29 protein-coding genes are annotated in these 26,742 nt (G+C 58.9%); 4 read left to right on the plus strand and 25 right to left on the minus strand.

The window, feature by feature from the left end; translation table 11 throughout:
* Positions 1 to 28: 28 nt before the first annotated feature.
* The 5 genes from F4V43_RS08085 to F4V43_RS08105 form a co-directional block, all read right to left on the minus strand.
* Positions 29 to 1,495, minus strand: coding sequence for an alpha-N-arabinofuranosidase (locus tag F4V43_RS08085; protein ID WP_150457834.1), 1,467 nt, complete (start codon positions 1,493 to 1,495; stop codon positions 29 to 31).
* 156 nt (positions 1,496 to 1,651) lie between these two features.
* Positions 1,652 to 2,503, minus strand: a complete 852-nt coding sequence (locus F4V43_RS08090) for a carbohydrate ABC transporter permease (protein ID WP_408638335.1) — start codon at positions 2,501 to 2,503, stop codon at positions 1,652 to 1,654.
* A 21-nt stretch (positions 2,504 to 2,524) separates the two neighbouring features.
* Positions 2,525 to 3,412 carry a carbohydrate ABC transporter permease gene (locus F4V43_RS08095; RefSeq protein ID WP_150457732.1) on the minus strand — a complete coding sequence of 296 codons (888 nt, stop codon included), beginning with the start codon at positions 3,410 to 3,412 and terminating at the stop codon, positions 2,525 to 2,527.
* Between the two features lie 96 nt (positions 3,413 to 3,508).
* Positions 3,509 to 4,912 (minus strand): ABC transporter substrate-binding protein, encoded by a 1,404-nt coding sequence (locus F4V43_RS08100; RefSeq protein WP_150457733.1) that lies wholly within the window; start codon positions 4,910 to 4,912, stop codon positions 3,509 to 3,511.
* An 89-nt stretch (positions 4,913 to 5,001) separates the two neighbouring features.
* Entirely contained in the window at positions 5,002 to 6,528 is a 1,527-nt protein-coding gene (locus tag F4V43_RS08105) for an alpha-N-arabinofuranosidase (protein ID WP_150457734.1), read from the minus strand.
* Positions 6,529 to 6,889: 361 nt separating this feature from the next.
* Between F4V43_RS08105 and F4V43_RS08110 the strand changes: the two genes are divergently transcribed.
* Both F4V43_RS08110 and F4V43_RS08115 read left to right on the plus strand, forming a co-directional pair.
* Positions 6,890 to 7,852 (plus strand): ArsR/SmtB family transcription factor, encoded by a 963-nt coding sequence (locus F4V43_RS08110; RefSeq protein WP_150457735.1) that lies wholly within the window; start codon positions 6,890 to 6,892, stop codon positions 7,850 to 7,852.
* 83 nt (positions 7,853 to 7,935) lie between these two features.
* On the plus strand, positions 7,936 to 8,094 hold the full coding sequence (locus F4V43_RS08115) for an asparagine synthase (protein WP_150457736.1): 159 nt from the start codon (positions 7,936 to 7,938) through the stop codon (positions 8,092 to 8,094).
* Between the two features lie 133 nt (positions 8,095 to 8,227).
* On the opposite strand, the gene F4V43_RS08120 is transcribed toward F4V43_RS08115, so the two are convergent.
* From F4V43_RS08120 to F4V43_RS19975, 16 genes are all read right to left on the minus strand, one after another.
* The gene (locus tag F4V43_RS08120; protein WP_150457737.1) at positions 8,228 to 9,001 is read right to left on the minus strand and encodes a class I SAM-dependent DNA methyltransferase; all 774 of its coding nucleotides are present in this window, start codon (positions 8,999 to 9,001) and stop codon (positions 8,228 to 8,230) included.
* A complete protein-coding gene (locus F4V43_RS08125; protein WP_150457738.1) occupies positions 8,998 to 9,900 on the minus strand; it encodes a S1 RNA-binding domain-containing protein in 903 nt (300 codons plus the stop codon). Before F4V43_RS08125 ends, F4V43_RS08120 begins: the two co-directional genes overlap by 4 nt.
* Positions 9,897 to 10,244: a ribosome silencing factor gene (gene rsfS / locus F4V43_RS08130; RefSeq protein ID WP_150457739.1), complete on the minus strand. Its 348-nt coding sequence runs from the start codon at positions 10,242 to 10,244 to the stop codon at positions 9,897 to 9,899. Before rsfS ends, F4V43_RS08125 begins: the two co-directional genes overlap by 4 nt.
* Positions 10,241 to 10,819, minus strand: coding sequence for a bis(5'-nucleosyl)-tetraphosphatase (symmetrical) YqeK (gene yqeK / locus F4V43_RS08135; RefSeq protein WP_150457740.1), 579 nt, complete (start codon positions 10,817 to 10,819; stop codon positions 10,241 to 10,243). The genes rsfS and yqeK overlap by 4 nt, the downstream gene beginning before the upstream one ends.
* Positions 10,803 to 11,393, minus strand: coding sequence for a nicotinate-nucleotide adenylyltransferase (gene nadD, locus F4V43_RS08140; protein ID WP_150457741.1), 591 nt, complete (start codon positions 11,391 to 11,393; stop codon positions 10,803 to 10,805). The genes yqeK and nadD overlap by 17 nt, the downstream gene beginning before the upstream one ends.
* 61 nt (positions 11,394 to 11,454) lie before the next feature.
* The gene (gene yhbY / locus F4V43_RS08145) at positions 11,455 to 11,748 is read right to left on the minus strand and encodes a ribosome assembly RNA-binding protein YhbY (protein WP_150457742.1); all 294 of its coding nucleotides are present in this window, start codon (positions 11,746 to 11,748) and stop codon (positions 11,455 to 11,457) included.
* A 33-nt stretch (positions 11,749 to 11,781) separates the two neighbouring features.
* A complete protein-coding gene (locus F4V43_RS08150) occupies positions 11,782 to 12,645 on the minus strand; it encodes a shikimate dehydrogenase (protein ID WP_150457743.1) in 864 nt (287 codons plus the stop codon).
* 22 nt (positions 12,646 to 12,667) lie between these two features.
* Entirely contained in the window at positions 12,668 to 13,795 is a 1,128-nt protein-coding gene (yqeH, locus tag F4V43_RS08155; protein ID WP_150457744.1) for a ribosome biogenesis GTPase YqeH, read from the minus strand.
* The gene (locus F4V43_RS08160) at positions 13,792 to 14,319 is read right to left on the minus strand and encodes a YqeG family HAD IIIA-type phosphatase (protein WP_150457745.1); all 528 of its coding nucleotides are present in this window, start codon (positions 14,317 to 14,319) and stop codon (positions 13,792 to 13,794) included. The genes yqeH and F4V43_RS08160 overlap by 4 nt, the downstream gene beginning before the upstream one ends.
* Positions 14,320 to 14,323: 4 nt before the next feature.
* Positions 14,324 to 16,558: a DUF4129 domain-containing transglutaminase family protein gene (locus tag F4V43_RS08165; RefSeq protein WP_150457746.1), complete on the minus strand. Its 2,235-nt coding sequence runs from the start codon at positions 16,556 to 16,558 to the stop codon at positions 14,324 to 14,326.
* Positions 16,555 to 17,805: a DUF58 domain-containing protein gene (locus F4V43_RS08170; protein WP_150457747.1), complete on the minus strand. Its 1,251-nt coding sequence runs from the start codon at positions 17,803 to 17,805 to the stop codon at positions 16,555 to 16,557. The genes F4V43_RS08165 and F4V43_RS08170 overlap by 4 nt, the downstream gene beginning before the upstream one ends.
* A 1-nt stretch (position 17,806) precedes the next feature.
* Positions 17,807 to 18,763, minus strand: coding sequence for an AAA family ATPase (locus F4V43_RS08175; RefSeq protein ID WP_150457748.1), 957 nt, complete (start codon positions 18,761 to 18,763; stop codon positions 17,807 to 17,809).
* A 178-nt stretch (positions 18,764 to 18,941) separates the two neighbouring features.
* Positions 18,942 to 19,292: a stage V sporulation protein AE gene (gene spoVAE, locus F4V43_RS08180; protein WP_150457749.1), complete on the minus strand. Its 351-nt coding sequence runs from the start codon at positions 19,290 to 19,292 to the stop codon at positions 18,942 to 18,944.
* On the minus strand, positions 19,289 to 20,323 hold the full coding sequence (gene spoVAD / locus F4V43_RS08185; RefSeq protein WP_150457750.1) for a stage V sporulation protein AD: 1,035 nt from the start codon (positions 20,321 to 20,323) through the stop codon (positions 19,289 to 19,291). The genes spoVAE and spoVAD overlap by 4 nt, the downstream gene beginning before the upstream one ends.
* A complete protein-coding gene (gene spoVAC / locus F4V43_RS08190) occupies positions 20,320 to 20,772 on the minus strand; it encodes a stage V sporulation protein AC (protein WP_408638336.1) in 453 nt (150 codons plus the stop codon). Before spoVAC ends, spoVAD begins: the two co-directional genes overlap by 4 nt.
* A 119-nt stretch (positions 20,773 to 20,891) precedes the next feature.
* Positions 20,892 to 21,020 carry a hypothetical protein gene (locus F4V43_RS19975; RefSeq protein WP_263406097.1) on the minus strand — a complete coding sequence of 43 codons (129 nt, stop codon included), beginning with the start codon at positions 21,018 to 21,020 and terminating at the stop codon, positions 20,892 to 20,894.
* Between the two features lie 199 nt (positions 21,021 to 21,219).
* Here F4V43_RS19975 and F4V43_RS08195 point away from each other — a divergent pair, with 199 nt between their 5' ends.
* A complete protein-coding gene (locus tag F4V43_RS08195; protein WP_150457751.1) occupies positions 21,220 to 22,296 on the plus strand; it encodes a M42 family metallopeptidase in 1,077 nt (358 codons plus the stop codon).
* 156 nt (positions 22,297 to 22,452) lie between these two features.
* On the opposite strand, the gene F4V43_RS08200 is transcribed toward F4V43_RS08195, so the two are convergent.
* Positions 22,453 to 23,355: an aldo/keto reductase gene (locus F4V43_RS08200; RefSeq protein WP_150457752.1), complete on the minus strand. Its 903-nt coding sequence runs from the start codon at positions 23,353 to 23,355 to the stop codon at positions 22,453 to 22,455.
* Between the two features lie 229 nt (positions 23,356 to 23,584).
* Positions 23,585 to 24,643: an arabinogalactan endo-beta-1,4-galactanase gene (locus F4V43_RS08205; protein WP_150457753.1), complete on the minus strand. Its 1,059-nt coding sequence runs from the start codon at positions 24,641 to 24,643 to the stop codon at positions 23,585 to 23,587.
* 198 nt (positions 24,644 to 24,841) lie between these two features.
* On the opposite strand from F4V43_RS08205, the gene F4V43_RS08210 reads away from it, so the two are divergent.
* Positions 24,842 to 25,192 carry a hypothetical protein gene (locus F4V43_RS08210; protein WP_150457754.1) on the plus strand — a complete coding sequence of 117 codons (351 nt, stop codon included), beginning with the start codon at positions 24,842 to 24,844 and terminating at the stop codon, positions 25,190 to 25,192.
* Positions 25,193 to 25,322: 130 nt separating this feature from the next.
* On the opposite strand, the gene F4V43_RS08215 is transcribed toward F4V43_RS08210, so the two are convergent.
* The gene (locus F4V43_RS08215) at positions 25,323 to 25,778 is read right to left on the minus strand and encodes a VOC family protein (protein WP_150457837.1); all 456 of its coding nucleotides are present in this window, start codon (positions 25,776 to 25,778) and stop codon (positions 25,323 to 25,325) included.
* Between the two features lie 30 nt (positions 25,779 to 25,808).
* Positions 25,809 to 26,546, minus strand: coding sequence for a ZIP family metal transporter (locus F4V43_RS08220; RefSeq protein ID WP_150457755.1), 738 nt, complete (start codon positions 26,544 to 26,546; stop codon positions 25,809 to 25,811).
* Between the last annotated feature and the right edge of the window lie 196 nt (positions 26,547 to 26,742).

Consider the following 26,742-nt stretch of genomic DNA (forward strand, 5'->3'; position numbering starts at 1 on the left):
TCTCCTTCGTATGAATTGGACCCAGGTGTCAAGACAGCTCAAGCACGATGACGGATGCGGCCGGGACGGCGCAGGATAGAAGGCCGTTCGCCAAGGAAGCGCCGCGGAATGCCGCCGGTTGAATCCGGTCCGGGGCCTCGAAGGTATTGTGGGCTTCCAGATCGGAATGGGTCAGAATCCGGCCCGTTACGGAGGCCGTCTCGGCCCCCTCCACCTGAATCGTCAAGGAAGCTCCGTCACAGTGGCTCAGGTTGCAGAGAGAGAGATAAATGCGTCCTTCCCCATCCCGCGATGCGGTTGCGCTGATTTGCGGCAGCGGCTGGCTGCCGTGCGTATACATGGGGCTGTCAAAGACAAGCTCCAGATACTCGTTGTCCTGATGCACGCTGTACATCTCCAGCACATGATAGGTGGGCGTCAGGACAAGCTTGTCGCCTTCGGTCAGCACAGGAGCCTGCAGCACATTGACGGCCTGGGCCAGATTTGCCATATGGACGCGGCCACAGTGCTTGTGGAAGATATTCAGATGAATGCCCGCCACCAGCGCATCGCGCAGGCTGTTCTGCTGGTAGAGGAAGCCCGGGTTGGTGCCCGGCTCGCAGAGGAACCAGGTTCCCCATTCGTCTATAATGAGCCCGACCCGCTTCTCGGGATCGTACTGATCCATGATCGCGGAATGCCGGGTTATCAGCTCATCCATATGGAGGGCTTTGCCCATCGTCTCGGCCCAGTCGGCTTCGTCGAAGCCCAGAGCGGACTTCTTCTGTTCCCAACTGCCCGGGATGGTGTAGTAATGCAGGCTGAGGCCGTCCATGAACCGGCCGGCTTCCCTCATCAGCGTCTCGGTCCAATGATAGTCATCGACATTGGGGCCTCCCGCGATTTTGTACAGCCGGTTGTCGCCGTAATTGCGGGTATACGTCTGATACCGCCGGTACAGATCGGCGTAATACTCGGGACGCATATTCCCGCCGCAGCCCCAGTTCTCGTTGCCGACGCCGAAATACTTCAGCCGCCACGGTTCCTCGCGGCCGTTCCGGCGGCGCCAGTCCGCCATCGGCGATTCGCCGTCGAACGTCATATATTCCACCCACTCGGACATCTCCTGAACGGTGCCGCTGCCGACGTTCCCGCAGATATAAGGCTCGCAGTCCAGCAGTTCGCACAGGCGGAAGAACTCATGGGTGCCGAAATGATTGTTCTCGGTTACGCCGCCCCAGTGGGTGTTGACCATCCGCTTGCGCCCTTCCCGAGGGCCGATGCCGTCCTTCCAGTGATATTCGTCGGCAAAACAGCCCCCCGGCCAGCGCAGCACGGGAATCTTCAGATTCCGCAGCGCCTCCAGGACATCGGTGCGGTAGCCTTCTGTATTCGGAATATCCGAATTCTCGCCTACCCAGATTCCTTCATAGATACACCTGCCGAGATGCTCGGCGAAGTGACCGTAGATATGCCGGCTGATCCGGCCTTTGCTCTTGTCCGCCTTCAATTTCATTACAGTGGTCAAGCCGTTCCCTCCTAATCTCTATATGCGCCCGGGGCGCTGTTGATCGTCCACGCTTCCTCCCTGCCGGAGATCGACAGGTCATAGGAGCGGGAACACGACCGGAGAATCCGGAAACACCGGCTTCTCGTCCATGATTCGCCTCCTCTAGCCTTTGACTCCCGAAATGGCGACCGACTCGATAATCTGCTTCTGGAAGATCAGGAAGGTAATCAGCATCGGCAGCAGCGCAATAATGGATGCGGCCATAATGAGCGGATAATCGGTCTGGATGGCATAAGTCGCATTAAAGTTCGCAATGACCAGCTGAAGCGTCTGCTTCTCCGGCGAATTCAGATAGATAATCGGCGCCAGATAATCATTCCAGATGCCCATGAACCACAGAATGAGCTGGGCGGCAACGGCCGGCTTGATGAGCGGGAAGGTAATCGAGCTGTACAGCCGGAAATAGGAGCTGCCGTCAATCTTCGCGGCCTCGATAATGGCGTTGGGCACGCTGCTGAGATACTGCCGCAGGAAGAAGATCATGACAATGTTGCCGAACAGACCGGGTACAATCAGCGGCAGCAGCGTGTCGATCCAGCCCAGCTTGGAGAACAGGAAGAACTGCGGAATCATGACCGCGGGATACGGAATCATCAGGGACGACAGCATCAGCAGAAAAATTTTGTTCTTCAGCGGGAATTGCAGCTTGGCGAACGCAAAGGCCGCGAGACTGGAGGTCAGCGTTCCGACCACCGTTACGGACACCGCAATGATGACGCTGTTCTTGATGCCGTTCAGCAGCGGACCAGCCGTCCAGATTTCCTTGTACTTGTCAAAAACAAACGGATGCGGAATCCACACCGGCGGCAGGGCGAACACATCCTGCTTCTCCTTCAGGGACGTGGAGAGCATCCACAGCAGCGGCCCGATCATGAAGACGGCGCCGATGGCCAGCAGAATAAAGATCAGGGCATTGGTCAGTTTTCTTCTGCCCGAATAGGACAATGAGTTCATAGGGTCTCCTCCTTTACGCGATCAGTCGACGTCGAACGAAGATTTCTCGTTCATCCGGAATTGGATCAGTGTCACAACAAAGATGAACAATCCGAGTACGACGGCCATCGCAGACGCATACCCCATTTGGAAATTGCCGAACGCCTTCTGCCAAATGTAGAACACGACGGAAGCGGAGGCATACTCCGGTCCCCCTGTAGGCGTCATAATGTTCATTTCGGTGAAGATTTGCGAGCCCCCGATGATGTTCGTTACTACGATAAAGAACGTAACCGGGCGGACCATCGGCCAGGTGATATGCCAGAAGGTCTTCCAGCCCCCGGCGCCGTCGAGCTCCGCCGCTTCGTAATACGAGCGGGAGACGCTCTGAAGGGCAGCCAGATAGAGCAGCATCGTATAGCCGAGACCCTTCCAGACGGCCATCATAATCAGCGCAGGCTTGACGGTATGCTTGTTGGCCAGCCAGTTCGGTCCCGAAATGCCGAACAGATCGAGGAACTGGTTAACCAGACCGAAGTCGCCGTTATACGCCCAGCTCCACATAATAGAGATGGCGGCCAGCGACGAAATGACGGGAACATAATAGATCACGCGGAAGGCCGTCGTGCCGGGAATGCCCCGGTTCAGACCGAGCGCCAGCAGCAGCGCCAGCGTAATGCCGACCGGAATGCCGAGCATCATGTACAGGGTGTTGAACAGCGCCTTGTGGAACAGCTCATCGGTGAGCAGGTCCTTGAAATTGCTCAGGCCGATGAAATTCATCTGGCCCAGGCCGTCCCAGTCGGTCAGCGAGCCGTAGATGGAATAGATCATCGGATACAGCGTAAAGACGAGCAGACCGATCAACGGCGGAAGAATGAACAGGAATCCATAGATCCGCTCTTTCCGGTAGAGGCTGGATTTGAACATTGCACGTATCACCTCAAGTTCTGATTAGAATGAAGAATGCTGCCGGGCCGCTTGGCATCAGCGCCGGCAACATTCTTCACTTGACTTGCAGACGGATTACTTCTTGGATTTCTGCTCCTGTGCAATCGCCTTGTCGAGCAGCTTCTGCATCTTCGGCTGTTCGGACTTCACATAATCGGCAGCCGTAACCTTGCCGTCGAGCACAGGCTGAATGTCCGTGAAGAACAGGTCATACCATTCGGTGTTGTACGTGTAGTTGCCCGGCAGCGAACGGCCGTACTCGTTCACGACTTGCAGGAACTCTTCCTTGTTGGCCGGCTTGATGGAGGAATCCTTCGCCCACGTGTCGGCCATGTCGATCAGGTTCGGAATCTGCACCTTCGCTCCGACGAGCAGGTCCATGCCTTCCTTGGAGGTCGTCAGGTAGTTGGTCAGAGCCACCGCTTCTTCCGGGTATTTCGTCTTGGCCGATACCCCGATGCCGAGCGATCCGGTCCAGGTTGCCGATTTGCCGGTGGAGCCGGCCGGCCACGGGATGAGATCATATTCGAACGGCAGTTTGTCATAGGTGCTCATATCCCAAGGTCCGACCGGGAAGAACGCCATTTCGCCCTTCATCCAGCGCTGGTAAGTATCCAGGGTCTGCGCTTGTTCCGTCGACGGGGTAATGTGGTACTTGTTCTGCATATCAGCAAAATACTGAAGCGCTTCCGCGAATTTCGGATCGTCGATCGTAACCTTGGTCTTCGTGGAATCCAGCCAGTCGGCGCCGTTGGACCATACCATCGACTGCAGCGACCAGTTCACGTTGAAGCCTGTGCCGAACTGGTCCACTTTGCCGTCACCGTCGGTGTCCTTTGTCAGCTGCTGGTTGACCTTGATGAACTCATCCCAGGTGTACGGCTTATCTTTATCAGGGAGCGGAACGCCGCTCTTCTCGAACATCGTCTTGTTGTAGCCGAGAGCGAACGGGCCGACGTCTTTCGGCATGCCGTAAATGTCGCCCTGGCCGGCGGTTGTGCCGTCGTACCGGTACAGGTCAATGCCATATTTCCAGATGTTGTCGAGGTTGATGCTGCTGTCCTTCTCAATATAAGGGGTCAGGTTCAGCAGAATGCCGCTGTTCACGTAGGCTTTAATATCGCCGGGGCCGTAGTAGAAGACATCGGGAACGTTGTTGCCGGTAATTGCCGCTTTCAGCTTGGTGGCGTATTGATCGGCTGCCGTAACGACGATTTTAACCTTGACGCCGGGATGATCTTTCTCGAACTGATCGACGACTTTCTTGTAGGCGGCCTGCTCGTCGGTGCCTCCTCTGAACATGAATGTCAGGTTCTTCGTTTCACCGCTGGACGATTTGCCGGAAGCATTGCTGCCGGCCGTTGCGCCCGCGCTGCTGCCCGCGTTGCCGTTATCGTTGTTGCCGCCGCAGCCGGCGAGGACTGCGGAGGATGCCAGCACCAGAGACATGACGGTGAACCAACCTTTTTTCTTTAACACACTAACCCCTCCTAGAAATATTTAGCTGGAAGCTGTTTATAGAAGAATTGCTATATAGAAGAGCCATAAACGGCTCTAACTACCGGCGGTTATTGAACCCGGCCAAGCCGGATCACATTCCAGGAAGCATTCTGCAGCACCGTCTCGACATACCCGTCGCGGCAGACGGTTCCTTCGGTCCGGCGCGGGGCAACCCGCTCTTCTCCGGCGCGGTTGAACGCTTTCAAGTCCTCGTGGTGGAGCACGATATGCTCCAGCAGCCCGTATCCCTCGAATCCCCGGATATCGCAGGTCAGCGGAAGACCCTCGCTCAAGTGGCGGTTGACCGCGAAGAGGGTCAGTTCGTCATTCTCTTCATTAAAGACGATGGCGCTGTCCAGATACGGGACATCCGTATAATCCTGGGCGTCGTACTTCGGCGAATCTATAATTGGCTGAAGCGATACGCCGCGTCCGTAACGGGAGGCGTGCAGGTAAGGGTAGAAGATCGTCTGCCGCCAGGCGGCGCCGCCCGGTTCCGTCATAATCGGCGCAATGACATTGACGAGCTGGGCCAGACAGGCGATCTTGACGCGGTCGGCGTGCTTCAGGAACGTAATCAGCATGCTGCCGACCAGGAGCGCATCCTCGAAATTGTAGATGTCTTCCAGCTGCGGCGGACCGACCGTCCAAGGCTCGATCCGGATATCGGCCTCATTGGAGTGATACCAGACGTTCCACTCGTCGAAGCTCAGATTCATCGTCTTCTTGCTGCGCTTCTTGGCTTTCACATAGTCACAGGTACTGACGACCGTCTTGATAAAATGATCCAGATCCATGCTACGCGCCAGGAAATTCGCGCTGTCATGATCCCGGTTGCCATAGTACTGATGCAGCGATACATAGTCCGCCACCTCGTAGGTATGGTCCAGCGTAACCGCTTCCCATTCCGGGAAGGTCGGCATCGCGGAGCTGGAGCTGCCGCAGGAGACCAGTTCGATCTGCGGGTCGATCAGACGCATGGCCTTGCCGGTCTCGTAAGCCAGCCGGCCGTATTCGGCCGCCGTCTTCTGGCCGATCTGCCAGGGACCGTCCATCTCGTTGCCGAGGCACCAGGTCTTGATCCGGTGCGGCTGCTCGTAACCGTGCTTGCGTCGGAGGTCGCTCCATTTCGTTCCGCCGGGGTGATTGCAGTACTCCAGCAGATTGCGGGCGGCATCGACACCCCGGGTTCCGAGATTGACCGCCATCATTGGCTCCGATCCGGCCTCGGCAGCCCACTTCATGAATTCGTTCGTACCGACTTCGTTCGGCTCGACGGTCCGCCAGGCCAGCTCCAGCCGGCGCGGCCGCTCTTCCACGGGACCGACGCCGTCCTCCCAATTGTAACCGGATACGAAATTCCCGCCGGGGTAGCGAATAATCGGAACGCCGATCTCCCGGATCAGCTTCTTCACATCGTTTCGAAATCCGCGTTCATCCGCTTCAGGATGTCCGGGCTCGTAGATTCCTCCATATACGGCGCGTCCGAGATGCTCGATAAAAGAACCATAGATGCGCTTGTCGATCGCCGAAATCACAAAGGATTTATCGACCGTAAGCCGGGCTTGCAGCTTGTCGGCTGGCAAGTTCACCATCTCCCATTTTATGTATTAGTAAAATGATTAAAAATGAATTGAATGTATCCGCTTACAGGTATAAAATAACACATAGAAGGACCCTTGTAAATAATAATATATAAAACATTTTAGTTTTATTTGAATTTAACTAGGAAAAGCCTCTGTAAAGCAGAAATACGTTTGTTATTGACTCGATTTTCGACCTTTTACTACATATTTATATAAAATATAATCATGTTTATCCACAGAAAAGATTAAAACTTACTTTATTGTGGGGTGATGGGTAATAAAGCTTTCCTTTTTCTGTACATAAGTTTATAATTGTTTAAAACAACATTATTCCTCTTTTCACAAAGTCACTGGGAGAAGGTATCCATCCATGATCTATATTAAAGATCTGATGAGCGGGATCGACATTTTCAAAGCGCTCAGCTCCGAAATCCGGATTCAAATCCTCGAAATGCTGGCCGCCAACCAGGCCCTGAACCTCAATGAAATTGCCAAGAGGCTTAATCTCAGCAACGGCGCCATCACGATGCACATCAAGAAGCTCGAAGAGAGCGGCCTGATCGAGATCAACACGTCGGTCGGCAAACACGGCATCCAGAAGATCTGTTATTTGAACAAAGACAAGCTGCTGGTCGACCTGCGCAGCAAAGAAACCGACAATCTGTACGAAGTGGAGATTCAGGTCGGGCATTACAGCAACTATCAGGCCGTGCCGACCTGCGGGCTGGCTACCAAGGACAGCATTATCGGCGATTTCGATGAGCCGCGTTATTTTGCCGATCCGCAACGGATTGACTCGGAGATTATCTGGATGGCGGAGGGCTTCCTGGAATACCGGATTCCGAATTATCTGAAGGCCAACCAGACCTTCCGCGAAATCCAATTCTCCATGGAACTCGGCTCGGAAGCCCCGGGCTTCGCCGACAACTATCCGTCCGATATTTATTTCTACCTGAACGGCATTGAGATCGGGTACTGGACCAGTCCCGGCGATTTCGGCGATGCGAGAGGAACCTTCAATCCCGATTGGTGGCCGCCGCATCTCAATCAGTACGGCATGCTGAAGCTGATCCGGATCAACAATGAAGGAAGCTTCATTGACGGCTGCCGGATCTCGGATGTAACGCTAGGCGACATCAAGCTGGATTACAAGAGCGAGCTGACCTTCCGGCTCGCGGTGTCGGACAAATCGGTCAACAAGCGCGGACTGACGATCTACGGCAAGCATTTCGGCAACTACAGCCAGGATCTGCTGGCCCGTGTACTGTATAACGTCCATGATGTCGAACAAGCGGCGGGACGTTCTTCTTTGACCGAAGCGGGCGTAGAGTGATCCGAGCCGTACATGCATAAGAACGCCTTCTCCGGCAGACACTAGAACTTGTCTCCCAAACTATGAGAAGGAGTGTGTCTCCAATGCGTGAAGGTCTGATTCCCGCTGTGCTTGGAACCGTCGTCTCTGCAGGAAGCGCCGCCTTTCTGGGCAGCAAATACAAGCTCGCCGCCACCGGCGTGCTTGGGTTCGGGCTGGCCCATATCGTGCTCGGGGCCATTGATCTCGTCGAGCACCGGTAAGGATGGGAAGACAACACAAAGGGCCGTCCCCGGAGGGGCGGCCCTTTGGCTTGTTAACCAGTTATTGAGTGAGGTCATCCCGAATCAATGCCTGTCGGCAGACTCGTTGTCGGGCGATTTCCTGCCCGCTTCCTTACTCCGGCTTGACGGCAGCGAAGAACAGCCGCTCCGCATCGTCTCCGGCAGGCAGCCATTCGAAGTCGGCAACCTTTTCGATTCCGGTGAAGCCTGCCCGCGCGAGTGCTGCGACGATCCACTCCGGTTCATACGCCCGCTGCACATGAATCTCCTCGAAGCGGCGGTACCGGTCACCCTCTTCGCGGACAAAGATCGACAGACGATGCTCGATCTCGCGGCGGGGAACATCCAGTTCGCAGGTCCAGATGTAAGAGATCCGTTCCTCATCATAGATAAAAGGCTGCTCCTCGTCGTAGCGCACCAGCGTGTGCGGATGATGCACATCGAACAGAAACAGCCCTCCCGGAGCAAGTCCTTCGTACGTACGGGCGAAGACGGCCTCCACGTCCTGCTCGTCCAGCACATAGTTCAGACAATCGCAGAACGAGATCACGGCATCCACCGGTTCGCCGAGTTCCCATTCCGTCATATCCTGCTGAACCCAGCGCACGCCGCCTTCTCGAAGACGCCGCAGTCCTCCCGGACGCTCCTCCAGCTTCTGCTGCGCCACCGCCAGCATGTCGGAGGACAGATCAATGCCTGTCACCTCATATCCGCGCTCGGAGAGCGGAATGGCAATACTGCCGGTTCCGCATCCCAGCTCGGCCACCGATCCCGGACGGCGGCCGAAGCGCTCCCACGCCTCCTCGGCGAAGGCCAGCCAGCGCGCATACGGCATGTCGGCCATCAGTTCATCGTAGACATAGGCGAATTTGCCGTAGGCATTCATGACGGCTCGCCCGATTCTTCTTCCGGCTTGGCCAGATAGGTCCAGTTCTCCTTCTGGGTAACCAGCCCTTCCTTCATCAGCTTGCCCAACGCCCGCTTGAAGGCCGACTTGCTGATGCCGAAGCGCTGCTTGATAATGTCCGGCGGCGTCGCATCGGAATACGGCATTGCGCCGCCCGGCCGTTCCTTCAGGAAGGTCAGCAGCCGCTCGGAATCCAGATCCCGCCCGACTTCCTTCCGCTGGGCCATCGACAGATTTACCCGGCCGTCTTCGCGGATATGCGAGACCCGGGCTTCGAATTCCTCGCCGAGACGAAGCAGGCGCGGCCGTTCGGAAGCATGAATCATGCCGATGACGCCGAAGCCGAGCACGCCGCCCTCGATCAGCACGAAGGTGCCCATCTGAAGAGGCTTGTACACCCGAGCCTTCATCCATTGGCCTCTCCAGGACGCCGGAGCGGGGAAGGCCAGAGGAGCCAGCTCCGGTTCGCCGGCCAGCTTGGCCCGCAGCCGTCCCTGCTTGTCATGCTCCATCATCACGAATACCTTGTCTCCAACCTTAGGATGGAGCTCCTTCAGGTCCGGAAGTTCGCGAATCGGCAGCAGGAGCTGGCGGCCAAGGCCCATCTCGAGAAAGCAGCCCAGACGCGGATGGATATCCGCTACTTCCAGAAGCGCCATCTCGCCAAGCTGGAGATACGGCTTCTTCATGGTGGCGGCCAGCCGGTCTTCCGTATCAAAGAACAGGAAGACCTCCACTTTGTCTCCGGGCTTGATCTTCCCGGTGAGTTCCGTATAGTGAAGCAGCACATCCTGGTCGCCCGCGCTCAGAAAATACCCGTAAGGCGACACTTCGCGCGCCACATCCAGAGTAACGGTCGTTCCGGCAATCAGACTCATACCGGCGTCACGACCTTGGCGTCGGACCAGAGGCGCTCAATATTGTAGTATTCGCGTTCGTCGCGGTGGAAGACATGAACCACCACGTCGCCCAGATCCATCAGTACCCAGCGGGCCGCATCCATGCCTTCGATGCCTTTGATCGCGGCCCCCGCTTCCTGGGCCACCTTGCGGACCTCGGCGGCGATGGCCTGCACCTGGGTATCGGAGTTGCCGTGGCAAATAATAAAGTAATCGGTGATCAGCGACACGCCGCGCAGATCGAGCGCGACAACATTCATCGCTTTCTTGTCTTCCACAGCCGTCAGCGTCTTGCGCAGCAGCTCTTCGGATGTAATGGTCATTCCGTTCCCTCCAATTTTCGCACTAGATCATTTCGTGCCAGCACCGTCAGCGGAAATATAATCCGGCGCTTGGCGATCAGCAGGCTGATGGTCGAGTCAAGTCCGGCAATCAGCCCTTCTTCAAGGCTCTTCATCGAGAGCTCGCGGATGCGGTCCACGCCCGGAAAGTCCCGCCCCGGCTCGATATAGTCGGCAAGACAGACGATCCGGTCCAGCAGGGTCATTTGCTGGCGCCCCGAGGTATGGTAGCGAACCGCATCCAGCACTTCCCGGTCGGTTACGCCGTATTCATGCTCCGCGACGAAAGCGCCGACTTCGGCATGCCACAGCTGCTTGTCATAGAGCAGCAGCTCCTTGTTCAGCCCATTCTCTTCGATTACGGCGCGCTGCCGCTCCACCGGCCAGTATTTGGCGACATCGTGCAGAATCGCCGCCAGCTCCGCCTTGTCCGGGTCGCCTCCATACCGGTGCGCCAGCTCCGCTGCGGAAGACATGACTCCGAGCGTATGCTGCCAGCGCTTCTCCGGCATCTGGGCAGACACGGACTGCATCAATTCCCTACGGTTGTACTCCATATAATCCCCTCCTGCTCACCAAATCATGAACCGCATCCGGCACCAGATAGCGGATGGACCGGCCTTCCGCCGCCCGTCTGCGTATAGCCGTGGACGAGATATCCATCTGGGGCATATCGGCGACGGTTACGCTGCCTGCGATCTCCGGCGGCAGCGCGTCAAGATCGAGGGGCGTTCCCGGCCTTGCCACACCGATGAACCGAAGCCGGCGCGCCAGCTCCCCGATCTCCTTCCACTTCGGCAGATAAGCGACCATATCGGCTCCGATAATAAAATAAAACGCCACATCGGGATGCCGCTCCTGCAGCAGGCGGACCGTCTCAATCGTATAGGAGACGCCGCCTTTGCGAAGTTCCAGATCGAGGCTGCGGAAGGCGGGATGGGATTTCACCGCCGCTTCCACCAGCGCCAGCCGCTCCTCTCCGGAGACGCCGGAGGCCTGTTTGTGGGGCGGAACATGGGAAGGCATGAACCAGACTTCATCCAGTCCGCACGCCTCCCGCGCCGTCTCGGCCGCCAGCAGATGCCCGACATGGATGGGATCGAACGCGCCGCCCATAATACCGACCTTCATGTCATCATCTCCCGCCTGTATAATCAGACATCCGGCAAGCTCCCGTCCTCCCCTGGGCTACTCAGCGGGGAAGTTCAATCGTCTTGTTATCCCGGGATTCCTTGTAGAGAATAATCGTCTTGCCGATCACCTGCACGAGTTCGGCGCCGGCCTGCTTCGCCAGCTCCGGCCCCAATTCCTTGGCATCTTCACCGCAGTTGTTCAATACGCTTACTTTCAGAAGTTCCCGTTTCTCGATGGCTTCCTCGACATGGCGGACGAGATGGTCGTTCAGCCCGCCTTTGCCGATCTGGAAGACCGGATCGAGATGGTGCGCGAGACCGCGCAGATATCTGGTTTGCTTGCCTGTTAACATAGTTGTGCTCCTTCGTAGTCCTCTAAATTCGTATTACCCGAAATTCCGCAGAAGCGCTTCCCGCATAACCCCGGCGGGCGCCGGGCGTCCCGTCCAGTATTCCAGCGCGTAAGCTCCCTGGTAGACGAACATTCCAAGGCCGCCGTGAACCGTGCAGCCGCGCTGCGCCGCCTCCCGGAGCATCCGGGTCTCCAGCGGATTATAGATCAGATCGCTGACGACAATGCCGCCAGGAATCCATTCCGCCGGAATCGGAGTCGCCGACTCTTGGGGATACATCCCGACGGAAGTCGTATTAATGAGAATATCGGCAGCGGAAGCCGCCTCCTGAAGCTTGTCCGTTCCGAGAGCCGCCACTCTTCCCCGGCTTGCCATTGCATCCGCGAGCGACGCCGCCTTGGCGGCATCGCGGTTGACAATCGTGACCGAGGCCGGATTCTCCCGCAGAAGCGCATCGACAATACCGCGGGCTGCCCCTCCGGCTCCGATGACGACGGCCCGCTTGCCGGCCAGCTCGGGCGCCGCCTCCGCTTTCAGCGACCGGACATAGCCGATGCCGTCCGTATTGTATCCCTTGAGGCGGCCGCCCTCGTTCAGCACCGTATTGACCGCTCCAATCTCCCGCGCCCGCTCGTCCACATCGTCCAGATAATCCATAATGGCAAGCTTGTGCGGAATCGTGACATTGAATCCCCGGAAGCCAAGGGTCCGCATGGCGGCGATGGTCTCTCCAAGCCGCTCCGGCTCCACATGAAGCGGAACATAGCTTCCCTCTAGCCCCATCTCCTTCAGCGCAGCGCCGTGCATGAGCGGCGATTTCGACTGCGCCACCGGGCAGCCGATAACCCCGAGCAGCAGATAGCCTTCCGCCTTCGGGGCAATGGCTTCAGCGTTCATATGGCTCATCCTCCTTCCGCCCTCAGATCAGGGAAGGGCGCACCAGCACCTTGATGCCCTTGGGCACATGGACGGCCACTACCGCCCCTTCCTGCGAATTCACCTTGATCCAGCCGAGGCCGGAGATAAAGACATCGCTGCGGCTCCCCTTGGGAATGCGGAATTCGTGCCTTTGCCATTCCGGCAGCTTGGCCGCAGCCTCGCCCTGGGGAGGCGTGAGCAGCCCGCCCCGGTGCTCGGCGTAGAGCGAATCGGCCCGCTCCAGCTTCGTCCGGTGAATCTTCAGACTGCCGCTGATATGGCAGGTGAACGACTGATGCGGCCCCTGCACGAAATCGAACCGGCCCAGAGCGCCGAAGAACAGCGTCTGGCCTTCGTTCAGCTGATACGAAGCCGGCTTCAGCGGCTGCGACGGCATGACCGCATCCAGATCCCGGCGGTCAACCAGTTCGCTGTACCGCCAAGGGTAGACGATCCCCGGCGTATCCACGATAAAATGTCCGTCGTCCAGCGGAATGCTGACCGTGCCGAGCGTCGTCCCCGGATAGCGGGAGACGGTCAATTCCTGCTCCAGATCGCTGTAGTCGGAGATCAGCCGGTTGATCAGCGTCGACTTGCCGACATTAGTTGCTCCGACCACATAGACGTCGCGCGAGCCGCGCAGCGCCGATACCGTGTCCAGCAGCCGGTCGAAGCCCTGATTGCGCTTCGCACTGCACAGAATAATCTCGGCCGTGCGCAGTCCCAGCTCCTTGGCCCGCTGCTGCACCCAGTTGCGCAGCCGGTTCCAGTTCGTCACCTTCGGCAGCAGATCGCATTTGTTCACGGCCAGAATGACCGGATTGCTGCCGACAAACCGCTGCAGCCCGCTGATCAGACTGCCCTCGAAGTCGAACAGGTCCACAATGTGGATAACCAGCGCGTCTTTTTCGCCGATGCCCGACAGCAGGCGGAGGAACTCGTCCTGATCCAGCGAGACCGTCGAAGCCTCGTTGTAGTTTTTGATGCGGAAGCACCGCTGACAGATCACCGGTTCCCGGGACAGCGCCGCTTCCGGCACATAGCCCGTGCGCCCCGGGTCTTCTGTCTGCAAAAGGGCGCCGCAGCCGCTGCAGCGCGGCGGACGGGCCTCTTCTTTTCCTTCATTCATTTCCGTTCTTCCTCCTCATGCCACAATCCTTGTTTGCGGAGCCGGGTCAAGGCAATTCGTTCTACCCGGCGGTTGATCCGCGTGCCGATGCCTTCATCGGCGGCGGAGATCGGCAGAACCAGTACGGTATACAGCCCCAGACGGTTGCCGCCGTAGACGTCGGTGAGCATCTGGTCGCCCACGACAATGGTCTGCTCAGGCGCCAGATCCATCAGCTTCATCGCCTTGCGGAAAGGCGCGTTGCTCGGCTTGCGGGCTTCATGTACAAATTCAATGTTCAGGGGAGTCGCGAACTTGGATACCCGCTGCATATTATTGTTGGATACAATGACCAGCTTGAAGCCGATCGATTTGACTTTCTCGAACCAGAGCACCAGCTCCGGCGTTGCCAGAGGCGCTTTGGCGCCGACCAGCGTGTTGTCCAGGTCCGTAATGATTCCCCGGTATCCCTTCGCATACAGACCTTCCAGATCAATATCAAAGACGGTATTTACCCTCAGCTTCGGAACCAGTCTTTCAAACATGACTTCACCTCCCGGCCTTCACCAATTTGCGCAGCCGCAAAACCTCAGTATACACGGCTTGCCAGTCTTTGTCTTCTATAATTTCGGGGCTGTACCGGGCCTTCTCGAACCAGGCCAGCAGCTGTTCCAGCGGAGCGGATACGGCCGGCTTCTCACCGCTCCAGCGGGCGACCGTCTCCCGGAGTGTCTCGTGAGAGCCGCGGCCAAAGCCCCGCCGCTTCATGAAGGCGAGCCAGCGTTCCGTCTCAGCCAGAACCTTCTCGTCCGGCGTCAGCGGCCGGCCGCGGCGAAGCCGGTCAAGCAGGAAACGAAGCGTCATCCGGCTGTTCCAGAGCAGGAAGCCTCCCCAGAGGGCGAGCACGCAGATTGCTGCGCCGATCAGCCAGGGACCAGCGCCGTTCAGGAAGCCCGAATCATCCGTCTGCGTTGGGCCTGCCGGATTGGCGGCCGGTGTCTCCGACGGCTTCGGTTCCTCTCCGGCCGGCGTCTTTTCTTTCTCGGTCAGAAGCGGCGCGTTGAAGCCCGGTGTCGCCTCGATCGGAAGCCAGCCGTACTCGCCGAAATACAGCTCGGCCCAGGAGTGGGCGTCCGCGTTGGTAATGGTATAGCTGTTGTTCGCGGCACCGCGCATCTCCAGGTTGTCCGGCAGCGATGCCTGGGAGCCCGGTGCATAGCCTTTGACCCAGCGGGCCGGAATGTTCAGCGACCGGGCCATCGTTACCATTGCCGTGGAATAATAATCGCAGTAGCCCGACTGAACCTCGAACAGAAAGCCGTCTACGAAATCCCGGCTCTTCTTGAGCGACAGGTTCGGCTCATTCGTATAAGGAAACGATTGCTGTAGATATTGTTGCAGAGCGCGCGCCTTTTCATACGGCGTCTCCTCTTCGGCCGTCACCTTCCGAGCCAGCTCCCGCACTCGCTCCGGGAACGAGTCGGGGAGCTGAAGGAAGAGTTCGGGAACGTCGCGTCCCCCGTAGAGTTCTTCATAGGTAGCCGTCTCCAGCTCCCGGATCGGGACGATCGGGATTTCGGAAGTCAGAATGTAGGAACGCGGATACGGCGAAGCCTTCGGATTATTGACGATCAATTCCCCGTCGCGCGGACGCCACGACAACGACGGCATTTGTCCGCCGTCTTCCATGGATTCGATCCGCGAGATAGAGTAAGCGCCGAAGATGACGGGATACCGGTTGCTGTTGAGCATCCGGACGGAATAACGAACCTTCTTGACGGGGACCGACGGGGTGAAGCTGTTGGCCAGCTCGCGCTCCGCCTCGGCCTCCTCGAGCGCTCCCCGCTCCTGGCGGTTGCCGTCCGTCCATCCTTTGCCCGAGTAGACCGCACGGGTCTCGCCCCGCATGTAGATTCGCGTATCCGACACGACCGTCATAACGGGCGAATAGTCATAGGCGAAGCCTCCGCCGAGCCGCGTATCATTGTTGCTGTAGCCCGAGGTCGTATTCGCGGAGCCGGTTCCCCCGGTCTTGGCTGCGGCCTTCCCCGCGCTCTCCGACTGCGAGGCCCCGCTGCCCCCGCCTTCCCCCTGCCAATGCGTCCAGGCGGTATACGGATCGGTCAGCGTCGGTCTGACGCTGGGAACGGATACTCCGGCCAGCAGGATGAGCGAGAAGACGACCACCAGATTGGCGATAATCTTGAACGGATATTCCAGCATATAGCTCCAGCTGTGCGGATAGCGCTTGCGGAAGCTCGCAAGATGGTCCGTAACGAGCCAGCCCAATCCGGCGAACACCGACCAGGCCGTCTCCTGCCAGAGTTCCGACACCGTGAAGGAATCCAGCGCCGCCAGCGCCGCCAGATTCAGCCCAAGGAACAGCAGAATTCGAATCCGCCCCGATACCGACCGGGACAGGAGAAGAAGCAGAATTGCCGCTCCGAGCGCGAACCACAGGTACGGCTCCATCTGCGACACCAGATCCCTGGCTTTCTCCAAGGGCGGAGCTCCGGGGAACGGCAGGTATAAGCCGTAGTCGTTGATGGCGCGGAACGTCGTATAGAGGCTTGCGGCGATAACCGCCGCCAGCCGCAGCGGCGCGGCCAGCGGCAGCAGAATCTCCAGCAATGCGGCAGCGAGCAGCGCGGTCCTCACAGCGTCGGTTGTCTGCTGCAGCCAGTAAGATTCCGTGACGGAAATCCACTGCATGGCGAAGATGACAAGCCAGAGAACAGCCAAAGCGCGGGACCAGTCTTTCAAGGGATTGCGCCAGATTCTCATCTTGCTTCTCTCCCTTCCAGGGCGGCCGGCAGCTCTTCAAGCGCAGCGACCGAATAACCGGCCATTCCGCAGGAATCCAGCGTGCCTGCCCATTCGGCATAGCGGCCGGGTGAAGCCGGGTTGCGGACATGCAGATGGACCGGCATCATCCCCCGGTTCTCCGCCCAGCGCAGCACTTCAAGCGCAGCCCCTCCACTCTGCGGACTGACGAACACGAAATGGCAGCCACGGGGGAAGAGCTGCTTGCTCTTCTCCAGCTTCTCCAGCAGGCGTCCGCTGCCTTCCGCATTCAGGTCAATCAGCGCATGCGTCATATGGCGGCGGTCCGCCGCGCCTTCGGCAGGCGCGAAGAAGCGGATCTCCCGGTCGATCGCGCACAGTCCGACTCCGATCCGCTCGCGCAGGCCGAAGCCGAGCAGCGACGCCGCTGCCGATACAGCCAGCTCGAACTGGGCCGAATTGGAGTACACGCGAGCCGTCCCGTCCAGGACGACCATCGTCCGCGGCACAGATTCATGCTCGAACTCCTTGGATTTCCAGGCCCCGGTCCTCGCGGTGGCATTCCAGTGAATCCGGCTCAGCCGGTCGCCGTAGACATAGTCCCGGACCCCGTTGATCTGCACCGATTCGCGCCGCGACTGCGCCAGGGACGTCTGCAAGCCCGAACGGCGCGAAGAGCGCTCGTACAGATTCCAGCGGGGCAGGTAGACGGTCCGCGGCAGCACCCGGAAGCGGCCCTCCGCGAGGAAAGATCCCTTGTGCTCCACCAGCCCGAATACATCAATGCTTCCAATCTCCGTCGCCTGAAAAGTGTAGATGCCGCGCTCGAGCGGCGGCGTCTGGAAGCGGAGCTCGCTGCGTCCCCGGTAATCGGGGATGAGGCTGTCTTCGAACTTCCAGCTCTCCCCGTTATGCTTCTTCAGCATCTCCCGGACAACAAGATAGGGCAGCGGCAGAATGCCGGGGACGTTCAGCCGGAGCCGGACCTGAAGATAGCCGCCGGCAGCCAGCGGCTCGGGGCTGTCGCCCGCCGACAGCAGGGTGCGGACGCCCTTGGCCCGGCGGACGCCCAGCAGGCCGCCGGTCAGCAAGTACAGAATGAGGATCGTGGCCATGGTGAAGAGCATGACCGAATTTTTGCCGCCCTGAAACAGGACGTACAGCAGAGTGACAACCCAGACCGCCAGCATGGCGGCCAGTTTGGCAGGCTGAACAGAGGCCGCCGCCTTGGCCAGTAAGGACCGCATGTTACTTCCTCATCGAGACCGGCACGCGCACCGTCTGCAGCAGCTTGTCCAGCAGCGCGCCGGCGTCGGTACCGTCCAGCCGCGATTCGGGACGCAGCAGAATACGGTGACCCAGCACATAAGGCGTCAGCGTCTTCACATCGTCGGGCAGCACATAGTCGCGGTCCTGAAGGAGCGCGTACGCCTTGCAGGCCATCATGAACGACAGCGCCGCTCGCGGGCTCGCTCCAAGCAGCACCAAAGGATGCTCACGGGTCTGACGGACGATGTCGAGAAGATAGTCCAGGACCGGCTCGCTGATATAAATATCGCGGACCTCCTGCTGGATGAAAGCAATCTCCTCCATGCCCGTAACCGGCTGGAGCGTATCGACCGGCTGGCCCTGCTGATGGGTCAGCAGCAGATTCCGCTCCGTCTCGGCGTCGGGATAGCCCAGGCTGATTCTCAGCATGAACCGGTCAAGCTGCGCCTCCGGCAGCGTATAGGTTCCCTCGAAGTCAATCGGGTTCTGCGTCGCGCACAGCATGAACGGATGCGGCAGTTCGTAAGTCTCGCCGTCGACGGTCACGTTCCGTTCTTCCATAACCTCCAGCAGAGCGGACTGGGTCTTCGTCGTCGCCCGGTTGATCTCGTCGGCGAGCAGAATGTTGGTCATTACGGGACCCGGCCGGAAATGGAACATCTCGTCGCGCGGATGGTAGACCGACACGCCGGTAATATCGCTCGGGAGGATATCCGGGTTGCACTGGATGCGCCGGTAATCGCCGGACATGGAGCGCGCGAGCGCCCGGATGAGCTGGGTCTTGCCGGTGCCGGGAACATCCTCGATCAGGATATGGCCCCCCGCCAGGAGGGCAGTAAGCAGAAGCTGTATTTCAAACGATTTTCCGAGAATGCAGGATTCGAGATTGGCGCGTATGGAGCTTGCGATTGCCGTGGACTCGGGACGCAGTGGCATATTGGCATGTACCTCCTATGTCGATATGACAGTATGCCTACTATTTTACATGAAAGGAGGGGCGAAAGTACATTCGCCTGGCCAAAACGCCCGCATATTCCTGCTGATTTTTCCTTACCCCAAGCATTGTCTTCCGGTGCGCCAAAAAAAGCCGGGGCGCTGGCCCCGGCTTGCCTGTTCATCCTTTCGGCCGCACAATCAGGGCGGCCAGGAACGAGAAGACGATCGCCGCCGAAATACCGGCGCTCGTAATGTCGAAGATGCCGGTGACGACGCCGAGCCAGCCGTCCCGCTGCAGCTCGGTCAGCGCGCCGTGCACAAGCGAATTGCCGAAGCTCGTGATCGGAACCGATGCGCCCGCGCCCGCAAACTTCACGAGCGGGTCGTACAGGCCGAACGCGTCTGCGGCCGCCCCGATGACGACAAGCGTACTCATCGTATGCGCAGGCGTCAGCTTCAGCACATCGAACATCAGCTGGCCGATGACGCAGATCAGTCCGCCGACGATAAAAGCCCAGAGATAAATCATGCCTTGCCACCTCCGTTCTCCAGCGCCACGGCATGGGCAATGCAGGGAATGGACTCGCCCTGCTGATAGGACAGAGGCGACAGCAGCGCTCCCGTCGCGGCCACCAGCACCCGGTTCAGCTCGCCCCGGCGCATGCGCTTCAGAATGTGGCCGTATGTAACCACGGCCGAGCAGCCGCAGCCGCTCCCTCCGGCAATGACATATTTCTGCTTCTCCCGGTCATAGATCATAAGCCCGCAGTCGCCGAACTCGGTCTTCTCCATCGGAATGCCCTCCTTGGCCAGCAGCTCCCGGGCAATCGGCAGTCCGATGGAGGCAAGGTCTCCGGTAACAATCAGATCATAGTAATCGGGCGACAGGCCCGTATCCCGGAAGTGGGCGGTCAAGGTATCCGCCGCCGCCGGCGCCATCGCCGCCCCCATATTGAAGGGGTCTTTCAGGCCCATATCCATCACGCGTCCGATGGTGGCTCTGGCCACGAACGGCCCCTGCCGGCTGCCGTCGTTGAAGCCGACCACCGCGCAGCCCGAACCGGTAACGGTATACTGCGCCGTCGGAGGCTTCTGGGAGCCGTACTCGGTCGGGTAGCGGAACTGCTTCTCGACCGTACAGTTATGGCTGGAGGTTCCCGCCAGCGCATATTTGCCGCCGCCGGAATCCACTATCATCGAGGCGACCGCCAGACTCTCCATTGAAGTAGAGCAGGCTCCGAATGTTCCGAGATACGGAACGCCGAGCCTTCTGGCCGCAAAGGTCGTGCTGATGATCTGGTTCATAAGATCTCCGCCGACGAAGAATTCCAGCTCCTTCTCTTCCAGACCCGAATGAACCAGCGCGAGCCGGGAGGCCTTCTCGAACAGCTTGCGCTCCGCCTTCTCCCAGCTCTTCTCGTCCATATCGAGCGAATCGAAGCTGAAGTCCATATCGGCCCCAAGCGGGCCTTCCTTCTCTTCCGGTCCGGTAACCGCCGCAGCGCCCACAATGGCGGGACGGGTGGTGAATTCCCAGGTCTGCTTGCCAAGCTGCTTCACAAATGCCCACCCCCGTGGCCGAGAAAAATATAAATGATGCCGACAATAAACGCGGCAACCGTACCGAAGACGATAACCGAGCCGGCCAGCTTGAACATATTGGCGGCCATGCCGAGCACGATGCCTTCCGAGCGGTGCTCCAGCGCCGCCGAGCACATGCTGTTGGCGAAGCCGGTTACCGGAACGGCCGTCCCTGCGCCGCACCACTGCGCCAGCTTGTCGTAGACGCCGAAGCAGGTCAGAATGACCGAGATCAGAATCAGCAGCGCAACCGTCGGACTGGCCGCCTCCTTGGAGCTCAGATCAAATCCCGCCATGAGCGCCTCCTGAATGCCCTGTCCGATGACGCAGATCAGACCGCCCGACAGGAAGGCCCGGATGCAGTTCTTGAATACCGGGCGGGACGGAACATGCTTGTCCGCCATCTTCTGGTATTCTTTCGGCGTCAGGGTGTCAAGGCGGAGCTTGACACCCGATTCCTTGGTATTTGCCGGCAATAAAGACACCTCCGCTATAAGAAGTTTTCTTTATTGTTGGCAGGCATGCCGCCGCTTATGTCTTTTCCCCTTCAGGTAAAATACAACAGCGCGGCAACCAGCAGCAGGAACAGGATCAGAATCAGCACCGTTTCGCGCTCCGCCCCGCCTAAGCGGCGTTCTCTCCGTTTCCACTCCGCTACCCTCACACTCTTGCCCATGAACCGTCGCTTCCTTTCCCCGGGCAGCCGCTGCCTCGGCCGCGCGGCGCCTCCCGCCCGGCTTCTCCATTGTATTCGGCGGCTCCTCTGCGGGTGCTGCCATGCCGGTTCCTTCGGATAGACAATCCCCGTCATTCGGTTCATACTATTCAGCAGACCCGTCAGCAGACCCGAACTCTCTTAAAGGAGCGATTGCCCCATGAATCAGGAAACTCTCGACTTATTCAGAACCTTAACCGAATTCCCTTCGGCTCCGGGCTTCGAGCGCGAGCTGCGCGCTTATTTCAAGAATGCGATGTCCGCCTATACAGAGGAATTCGTCCATGACCGGCTGGGAAGCTGCTTCGGCGTCTTCCGCGGCGACGAATCCGGACCCAGAATCATGGTCGCCGGCCACTTCGATGAAGTCGGCTTCATGGTTACCGGCATTACCGATAACGGCATGATCCGCTTCCAGCCCCTCGGCGGCTGGCTGGCTTCGGCCGTGTCGGCCCAGCGGCTGGAGATTATAGCGAAGGACGGGCGCCGGATTCCGGGCGTGGTCGCCAGCATTCCGATCCACCTGCTGAGCGCAGAGGAGCGGAACAAGGCCGGCGATCTCGGCAAAATGCTGCTGGACATCGGCGCGGACAGCCGCCGCGAAGCCGAGGAAGCGGGCGTTGCGCCCGGCCAGCAGATTGTGCCGGTATGTCCCTTCACTCCGCTCGTGAATCCGAAGAAGATCATGGCCAAGGCCTGGGACAACCGCTACGGCGTAGGCCTTGCACTGGAGCTGGCTCAGGCGCTGAAGGACCGCAAGCACCCGAACATCGTCTTTACGGGAGCGACGGTACAGGAAGAAGTCGGTCTGCGCGGCGCCCGGACGGCGGCCAGCCTTCTGCAGCCCGACATCTTCTTCGGACTGGATGCCAGCGCCGCCGCCGATATGTACGGCGACAAGGGAGCCTTCGGCCAGCTCGGCGGCGGCGCGCTGCTGCGCATTCTCGACCCCGGCATGATTACCCACCGCGGGCTTCTGGAGTATGTGCAGGATACCGCCGACACGCACCGTGTCAAATACCAGTATTTCGTATCCCAGGGCGGAACCGACGCCGGACAGGTTCATCTGAGCGGCATCGGCGTCCCTTCCGCAGTCATCGGCATCTGTTCCCGTTATATCCATACCTCTTCGTCGATCATTCATACGGATGATTACGAGGCGGCGAAGGAACTGCTGGTCAAGCTCGTCGAGGGACTGGATCGGACGACGCTGGCTACCATTATTGAGCGAAGCTGATCGCCGCGTCCCTGTGCCCGTCAAGGGCTGAAGCATCGGACCAGACAGCGGCGGTCTGAAGGGACCCCGCAACCTGCGAAGAAGCCTCCGTGCGCCGGGCGCACGGAGGCTTCTTCGTTTATTTTCCATTTCTTCTTCGGTTCTATTCTGCTGTCATTAAATCATATCAAGCGGCACTTTCCATGCCGGTCTCGGGAAGGCGTTGTCCAGAAGGACGCGCTCTTCTTCGGTCAGCTCAATCAGGCGGGCCGCCGCGTTCTGAAGCACATGGTCCGGCGTTGAAGCCTTTGGAATGGCAAAGACATTGTCGTCGCAGACGCTCCAGGCCAGCAGCACCTGCAGCGGCTCCGCGCCGTGATTGGAAGCCACCTGGCGAACCGCCTCGCTGCCGGTCATTCCGCGGCGGAGCGCTCCCGCCTGGGCCAGCGGCGAATAGGCCATGACCGGAATGCCGCGCGAACGCTGCCAAGGCATAAGGTCCGTCTCGATGCCGCGCGAGCCGAGATGGTAGAGCACCTGGTTTACGGCGCACGCCGTGCCCGTAATTCCTTCCAGTTCCAACATATCGGCCATATCGAAGTTGGAGACGCCCCACCGGGCGATTTTACCCTCGCGAACCAGCCGTTCCATGCCTTCTACCGTCTCTTCCAGCGGAATGTCGCCCCGCCAGTGCAGAAGATACAGGTCCAGGCGGTCTGTGCCCAGCCGCTTCAGACTGTTCTCGCAGCTGGCGGCAAGCCGTTCGCCGCCCGCATTCTGCGGATGCACCTTCGATACCAGGAACACCTCGTCCCGAATGCCCCGGATCGCTTCGCCGACCAGTTCTTCCGAACGGCCTTCCCCGTACATTTCGGCGGTGTCAATCAGGTCCATGCCCAGTTCCACGCCAAGCCGCAGCGCAGCAATCTCTTCTTCCCGGCGGGCGCGGTCTTCCCCCATATTCCAGGTTCCCTGCCCGATGCCGGCTACCGGCGTGCCGTCCCTCAGTACAACGCGTTTCTCCAGATTCACTCGGCGTATATCTTCCCGGCTTGCACCGGCGAGCGGCAGCTTGATCATTCGGAACTCCCCCTTAGGCGATTGGTATTGACAGCTAAGAAACAGCCATAATATTTATATTTCACCAAAACAAGCTGACATCAAACGGCAGATTTGCCGCCGATTTGCCAGAACATAACCGGTCAATTTCAGAATAAATGCCCATGCAAAAAAAGCCCGGAAGACTCTTCGCCTGAAGCAGCGTCAGTCTTCCGGACCCGTCCGGATGAACCCTGTTTAACCGTTATTTTTAGTTCAGGAAGCCTTCCAGCGCCGCAGTCGGCTTGCCGTCCGCTCCCCAGGCGCCGAGCTTGTAGCCGCCGTTATAATTGGGCGGAGATTCCGGTTCCCAATAGAAGACGCCGAGGCCTTTGCCCCCGGAAATGTTGCGCACCTTGGTCTTGATCGTGCTGACGAAATTCTTCGCAATTGCAGGCTGGCTGTAATCGAGCCCGATCTCGCAGATCATGACGCTCTTGCCGTAGCGGTTGATCAGGTCGTTCGCGTTGCTGATCGTCTGATCGACTTTGGCGGACCAGTCGGAGGTCGAAGGATAGAGCGACATGCCGATATAGTCGAAAGTGGCGCCGTTCGCAAGCAATCCGCCGATATTCCAGACGAAGAGCGCATTGTCATTCCCCCCTGCAATATGAACAATGGTCTTCGTCGAGGAGAATACGCTCTTAACCGCATTGTTGCCGGTATTGACCAGCCAGGCGTAATTCTTCATGCTGACCGTCGCTTTGCCGTCTTCCCAGAGCATGCCGTTGTTGGTTTCATTGCCGATCTGCACCCAGTCCGGCGTGACGCCCGCGTTCTTCATCGTGTTCATCACATAGACCGTATGGCTGTAGACCGCATCCATCAGCTGGGTAAAATTGAAGCTCTGCCAGGCGTACGGCTTGGTCTGCTGCCCGGGGTCCGCCCAGGAGTCGCTGTAATGCAGCGTCAGCATGACGCTCATGCCTGCCGCCTTGGCCCGTTTGGCGAGAGCAGCGGCTTTCTCGGCATTCATATAACCATTGGCGTAATCGCTCATATTGGGATTCACCCATACCCGGATACGGGCCGAGTTAATCTGATAATCATTCTTGAGAATATCGAAGATGTCCCTTACCTTGCCGTTCTTGTCCTTCCAGGTGTACCCCTGCGCTTCCAGCCCCGCCACCCAGCTGATGTCCGCCCCCTTGGCAAATGCAGGCGCCGCGTCCGCCCGCTTCATTCCCGCTCCTGACAGCGAAGCCAGAACCAGCGCGATGGCCAGCAACGCAATCAGCGCCGCTCCTTTCTTCTTAACCGCCAAGCTCATTCGATTTCCTCCCTTGTCTGAATTTGGTTTGAGGTGCTGCCCCAATAATGTAAACGCTTTAATTGTAGAGCGGCAGAGAGGTTGTCAATGATTTTGAATACCTAAACAACGAATCTTCCTCGCGGAGGCCCCGGCGAATCTGGTATAATTTGTTTGAACGGCTTCATCCATCCCCTACCCAAGCAAAGGAGCAATCACATGATGGTCGGATTAGTTGCGATTGTAGTTCTTGTCCTGGTAATCGTTGTTTTTGTGGCCGACAACGGGCGAAAGCCACGGGGTCCCTCCTCCCGCAACAGCGGCAGGGATGACGCCAGCTCCGGCTTCCTGGCCTCCACGATGCTGTATTCGCAGGACCCCGGTTCCGACAATAACCATGACGACGGCCGAAGCTCGCACAGCCATTCCGGCGGGCACAGCAACGGCGGACACAGTCACGGCAGTTCAAGCTGGGACAGCGGGCACGGCGGATCAAGCCACGGAGGCCATGACAGCGGCGGGGGCGGAGATTTCGGCGGCGGCGATTCCGGCGGCGGCGGCGGAGACTGATCGCCCCGGCCCAAGATGGCAGTCCTTCGGCAATCCGCTTCCGTGCCATCCACTCCACAGGGATCTTGTCGGGCCAGCGCGTCTGCAGGATGAATCAGGACCTGCCGGCAACGGCAGGTCCTGATGTTGTCTAACGCTTGTCGTTCTCCAGCAGCTCGATGATGACCTTCAAATCCTTGAGCGTATCCATATACGCATACCGGCCGCCCTCGTACTCGCCCCGCTGCTGCAGCGGAAATCCGCGGCCTTCCAGAAGCATCACCTTCTCCTCCATCCCTTCGATTACGAAGGCGATATGATGAGGACCCTCTCCGTGCCGGTCGAGGTATTCCCTCCATGTGCTGGGCTCGCTGTCCGGCTGAATCAGCTCCAGCTGCAGCGGACCCATATCGAAGAAAGCCAGCTTGGCTCTGGCCGCCGTCTCTTGGCCCCGGTAACGGGTCTTTGCCATGTCGGGGGAATCCGTCTCTGCAATCGGCGGCTTGTCTACTCCGAAGAATTCGGCGTAGGCGCCGCTTACCTGTTCAATGTCATGTACCAGGATGCCAATCTGCGTAATCACCCGGTTGCCGAGCCAGCCTGTCATCGTCATGTTGTTCCTCCTAAATTCCGCCGTTTAAAGCCGGTCCAATACTACAGACGCCAGCAGACCGAGAGCGGCCATGAGGCCGATAAACGGTCCGCCTTCCTCATACGCCTCGGGCATCATCGTCGAAGCGACCATGGCGATGATCCCGCCTCCCGCAAAGCTGGCGATCAGCGCTGTCGTGTATTCTCCCGCATGCTCCATGAAGACATATCCGCCCAGGGAAGACAGCGCGGAGATGATCAGAACAGAAACCCACAGCAACATAATAACGCCTTTGGCATAGCCGCCTTTCTTCAGACCGAACGTGCTGGACAGTCCTTCGGGAATATTGCTGATGAAGATCGCGATCACCAGCAGCAGACTGACGCCTTCCCCCGACATCAGGCTGGCGCCGATCATAATTGACTCCGGAATGGCGTCCATCACCGTACCGATAAAAATGCCCAGGCCTCCGGCGGCTCCGCCTTTTGCCGCCTTGCCTCCTTCGGAGCGCTTGCGCCCCGCTCCCCCTCTGGCCGATACCAGCCAGTCGAGGACCGTGAACACCAGCGCGCCCGCCAGGAACCCGATCAGCGTCGGCTCCAGACCGCCGGACTGAACCGATTCGCCCACCAGTTCATAGGTCGCGGCGCCGATCAGCACCCCGGTCCCGAAGGCCATAATGAACCCGATGATTGTCTTCGGAATCTCCAGAAACAGGGCCAGCAAGGCCCCGAGCAGGACGGCCGAGCCGGAGATACCGCCCCACATCGCCGCGCTCCACATACTTCCCCCACCTTTCACTTCATTCAGGATGACCAAACTTTGTATTTATAACCCTCTATCGGAATGCGGTAAACAGCCTTCTGTGCTATGATACAGGCAAGGTCCCGTCAGGGACCTATTTATCTATATCAGGAGGAATGATCCATGAAGAAGTTACAAGACGTTGCGCTTCTGAACAGACTTACCGAGAAAGCGG

The organism is Paenibacillus spiritus (genome assembly GCF_008710135.1).
In the GTDB taxonomy this organism is placed as follows: domain Bacteria; phylum Bacillota; class Bacilli; order Paenibacillales; family Paenibacillaceae; genus Paenibacillus_AQ; species Paenibacillus_AQ glufosinatiresistens.

What these genes read in the sequence shown, in the direction of transcription:
- F4V43_RS08115 (WP_150457736.1), top strand. Translation starts at nt 7,936, where the DNA reads ATGCGTGAAGGTCTGATTCCCGCTGTGCTTGGAACCGTCGTCTCTGCA.
- F4V43_RS19975 (WP_263406097.1), bottom strand. Translation starts at nt 21,020, where the DNA reads ATGGGCAAGAGTGTGAGGGTAGCGGAGTGGAAACGGAGAGAACGCCGC.
- F4V43_RS08120 (WP_150457737.1), bottom strand. Translation starts at nt 9,001, where the DNA reads ATGAATGCCTACGGCAAATTCGCCTATGTCTACGATGAACTGATGGCC.
- F4V43_RS08215 (WP_150457837.1), bottom strand. Translation starts at nt 25,778, where the DNA reads ATGACAGGCTGGCTCGGCAACCGGGTGATTACGCAGATTGGCATCCTG.
- F4V43_RS08175 (WP_150457748.1), bottom strand. Translation starts at nt 18,763, where the DNA reads ATGCCACTGCGTCCCGAGTCCACGGCAATCGCAAGCTCCATACGCGCC.
- F4V43_RS08170 (WP_150457747.1), bottom strand. Translation starts at nt 17,805, where the DNA reads ATGCGGTCCTTACTGGCCAAGGCGGCGGCCTCTGTTCAGCCTGCCAAA.
- F4V43_RS08160 (WP_150457745.1), bottom strand. Translation starts at nt 14,319, where the DNA reads ATGTTTGAAAGACTGGTTCCGAAGCTGAGGGTAAATACCGTCTTTGAT.
- F4V43_RS08165 (WP_150457746.1), bottom strand. Translation starts at nt 16,558, where the DNA reads ATGAGAATCTGGCGCAATCCCTTGAAAGACTGGTCCCGCGCTTTGGCT.
- nadD (WP_150457741.1), bottom strand. Translation starts at nt 11,393, where the DNA reads ATGAAGGTCGGTATTATGGGCGGCGCGTTCGATCCCATCCATGTCGGG.
- F4V43_RS08085 (WP_150457834.1), bottom strand. Translation starts at nt 1,495, where the DNA reads ATGAAATTGAAGGCGGACAAGAGCAAAGGCCGGATCAGCCGGCATATC.
- yhbY (WP_150457742.1), bottom strand. Translation starts at nt 11,748, where the DNA reads ATGTTAACAGGCAAGCAAACCAGATATCTGCGCGGTCTCGCGCACCAT.
- F4V43_RS08195 (WP_150457751.1), top strand. Translation starts at nt 21,220, where the DNA reads ATGAATCAGGAAACTCTCGACTTATTCAGAACCTTAACCGAATTCCCT.
- yqeH (WP_150457744.1), bottom strand. Translation starts at nt 13,795, where the DNA reads ATGAATGAAGGAAAAGAAGAGGCCCGTCCGCCGCGCTGCAGCGGCTGC.
- F4V43_RS08150 (WP_150457743.1), bottom strand. Translation starts at nt 12,645, where the DNA reads ATGAACGCTGAAGCCATTGCCCCGAAGGCGGAAGGCTATCTGCTGCTC.
- F4V43_RS08110 (WP_150457735.1), top strand. Translation starts at nt 6,890, where the DNA reads ATGATCTATATTAAAGATCTGATGAGCGGGATCGACATTTTCAAAGCG.
- F4V43_RS08090 (WP_408638335.1), bottom strand. Translation starts at nt 2,503, where the DNA reads ATGAACTCATTGTCCTATTCGGGCAGAAGAAAACTGACCAATGCCCTG.
- F4V43_RS08125 (WP_150457738.1), bottom strand. Translation starts at nt 9,900, where the DNA reads ATGAGTCTGATTGCCGGAACGACCGTTACTCTGGATGTGGCGCGCGAA.
- F4V43_RS08105 (WP_150457734.1), bottom strand. Translation starts at nt 6,528, where the DNA reads ATGGTGAACTTGCCAGCCGACAAGCTGCAAGCCCGGCTTACGGTCGAT.
- yqeK (WP_150457740.1), bottom strand. Translation starts at nt 10,819, where the DNA reads ATGGAGTACAACCGTAGGGAATTGATGCAGTCCGTGTCTGCCCAGATG.
- F4V43_RS08210 (WP_150457754.1), top strand. Translation starts at nt 24,842, where the DNA reads ATGATGGTCGGATTAGTTGCGATTGTAGTTCTTGTCCTGGTAATCGTT.
- F4V43_RS08220 (WP_150457755.1), bottom strand. Translation starts at nt 26,546, where the DNA reads ATGTGGAGCGCGGCGATGTGGGGCGGTATCTCCGGCTCGGCCGTCCTG.
- rsfS (WP_150457739.1), bottom strand. Translation starts at nt 10,244, where the DNA reads ATGACCATTACATCCGAAGAGCTGCTGCGCAAGACGCTGACGGCTGTG.
- F4V43_RS08205 (WP_150457753.1), bottom strand. Translation starts at nt 24,643, where the DNA reads ATGAGCTTGGCGGTTAAGAAGAAAGGAGCGGCGCTGATTGCGTTGCTG.
- spoVAE (WP_150457749.1), bottom strand. Translation starts at nt 19,292, where the DNA reads ATGATTTATCTCTGGGCTTTTATCGTCGGCGGACTGATCTGCGTCATC.
- F4V43_RS08200 (WP_150457752.1), bottom strand. Translation starts at nt 23,355, where the DNA reads ATGATCAAGCTGCCGCTCGCCGGTGCAAGCCGGGAAGATATACGCCGA.
- F4V43_RS08095 (WP_150457732.1), bottom strand. Translation starts at nt 3,412, where the DNA reads ATGTTCAAATCCAGCCTCTACCGGAAAGAGCGGATCTATGGATTCCTG.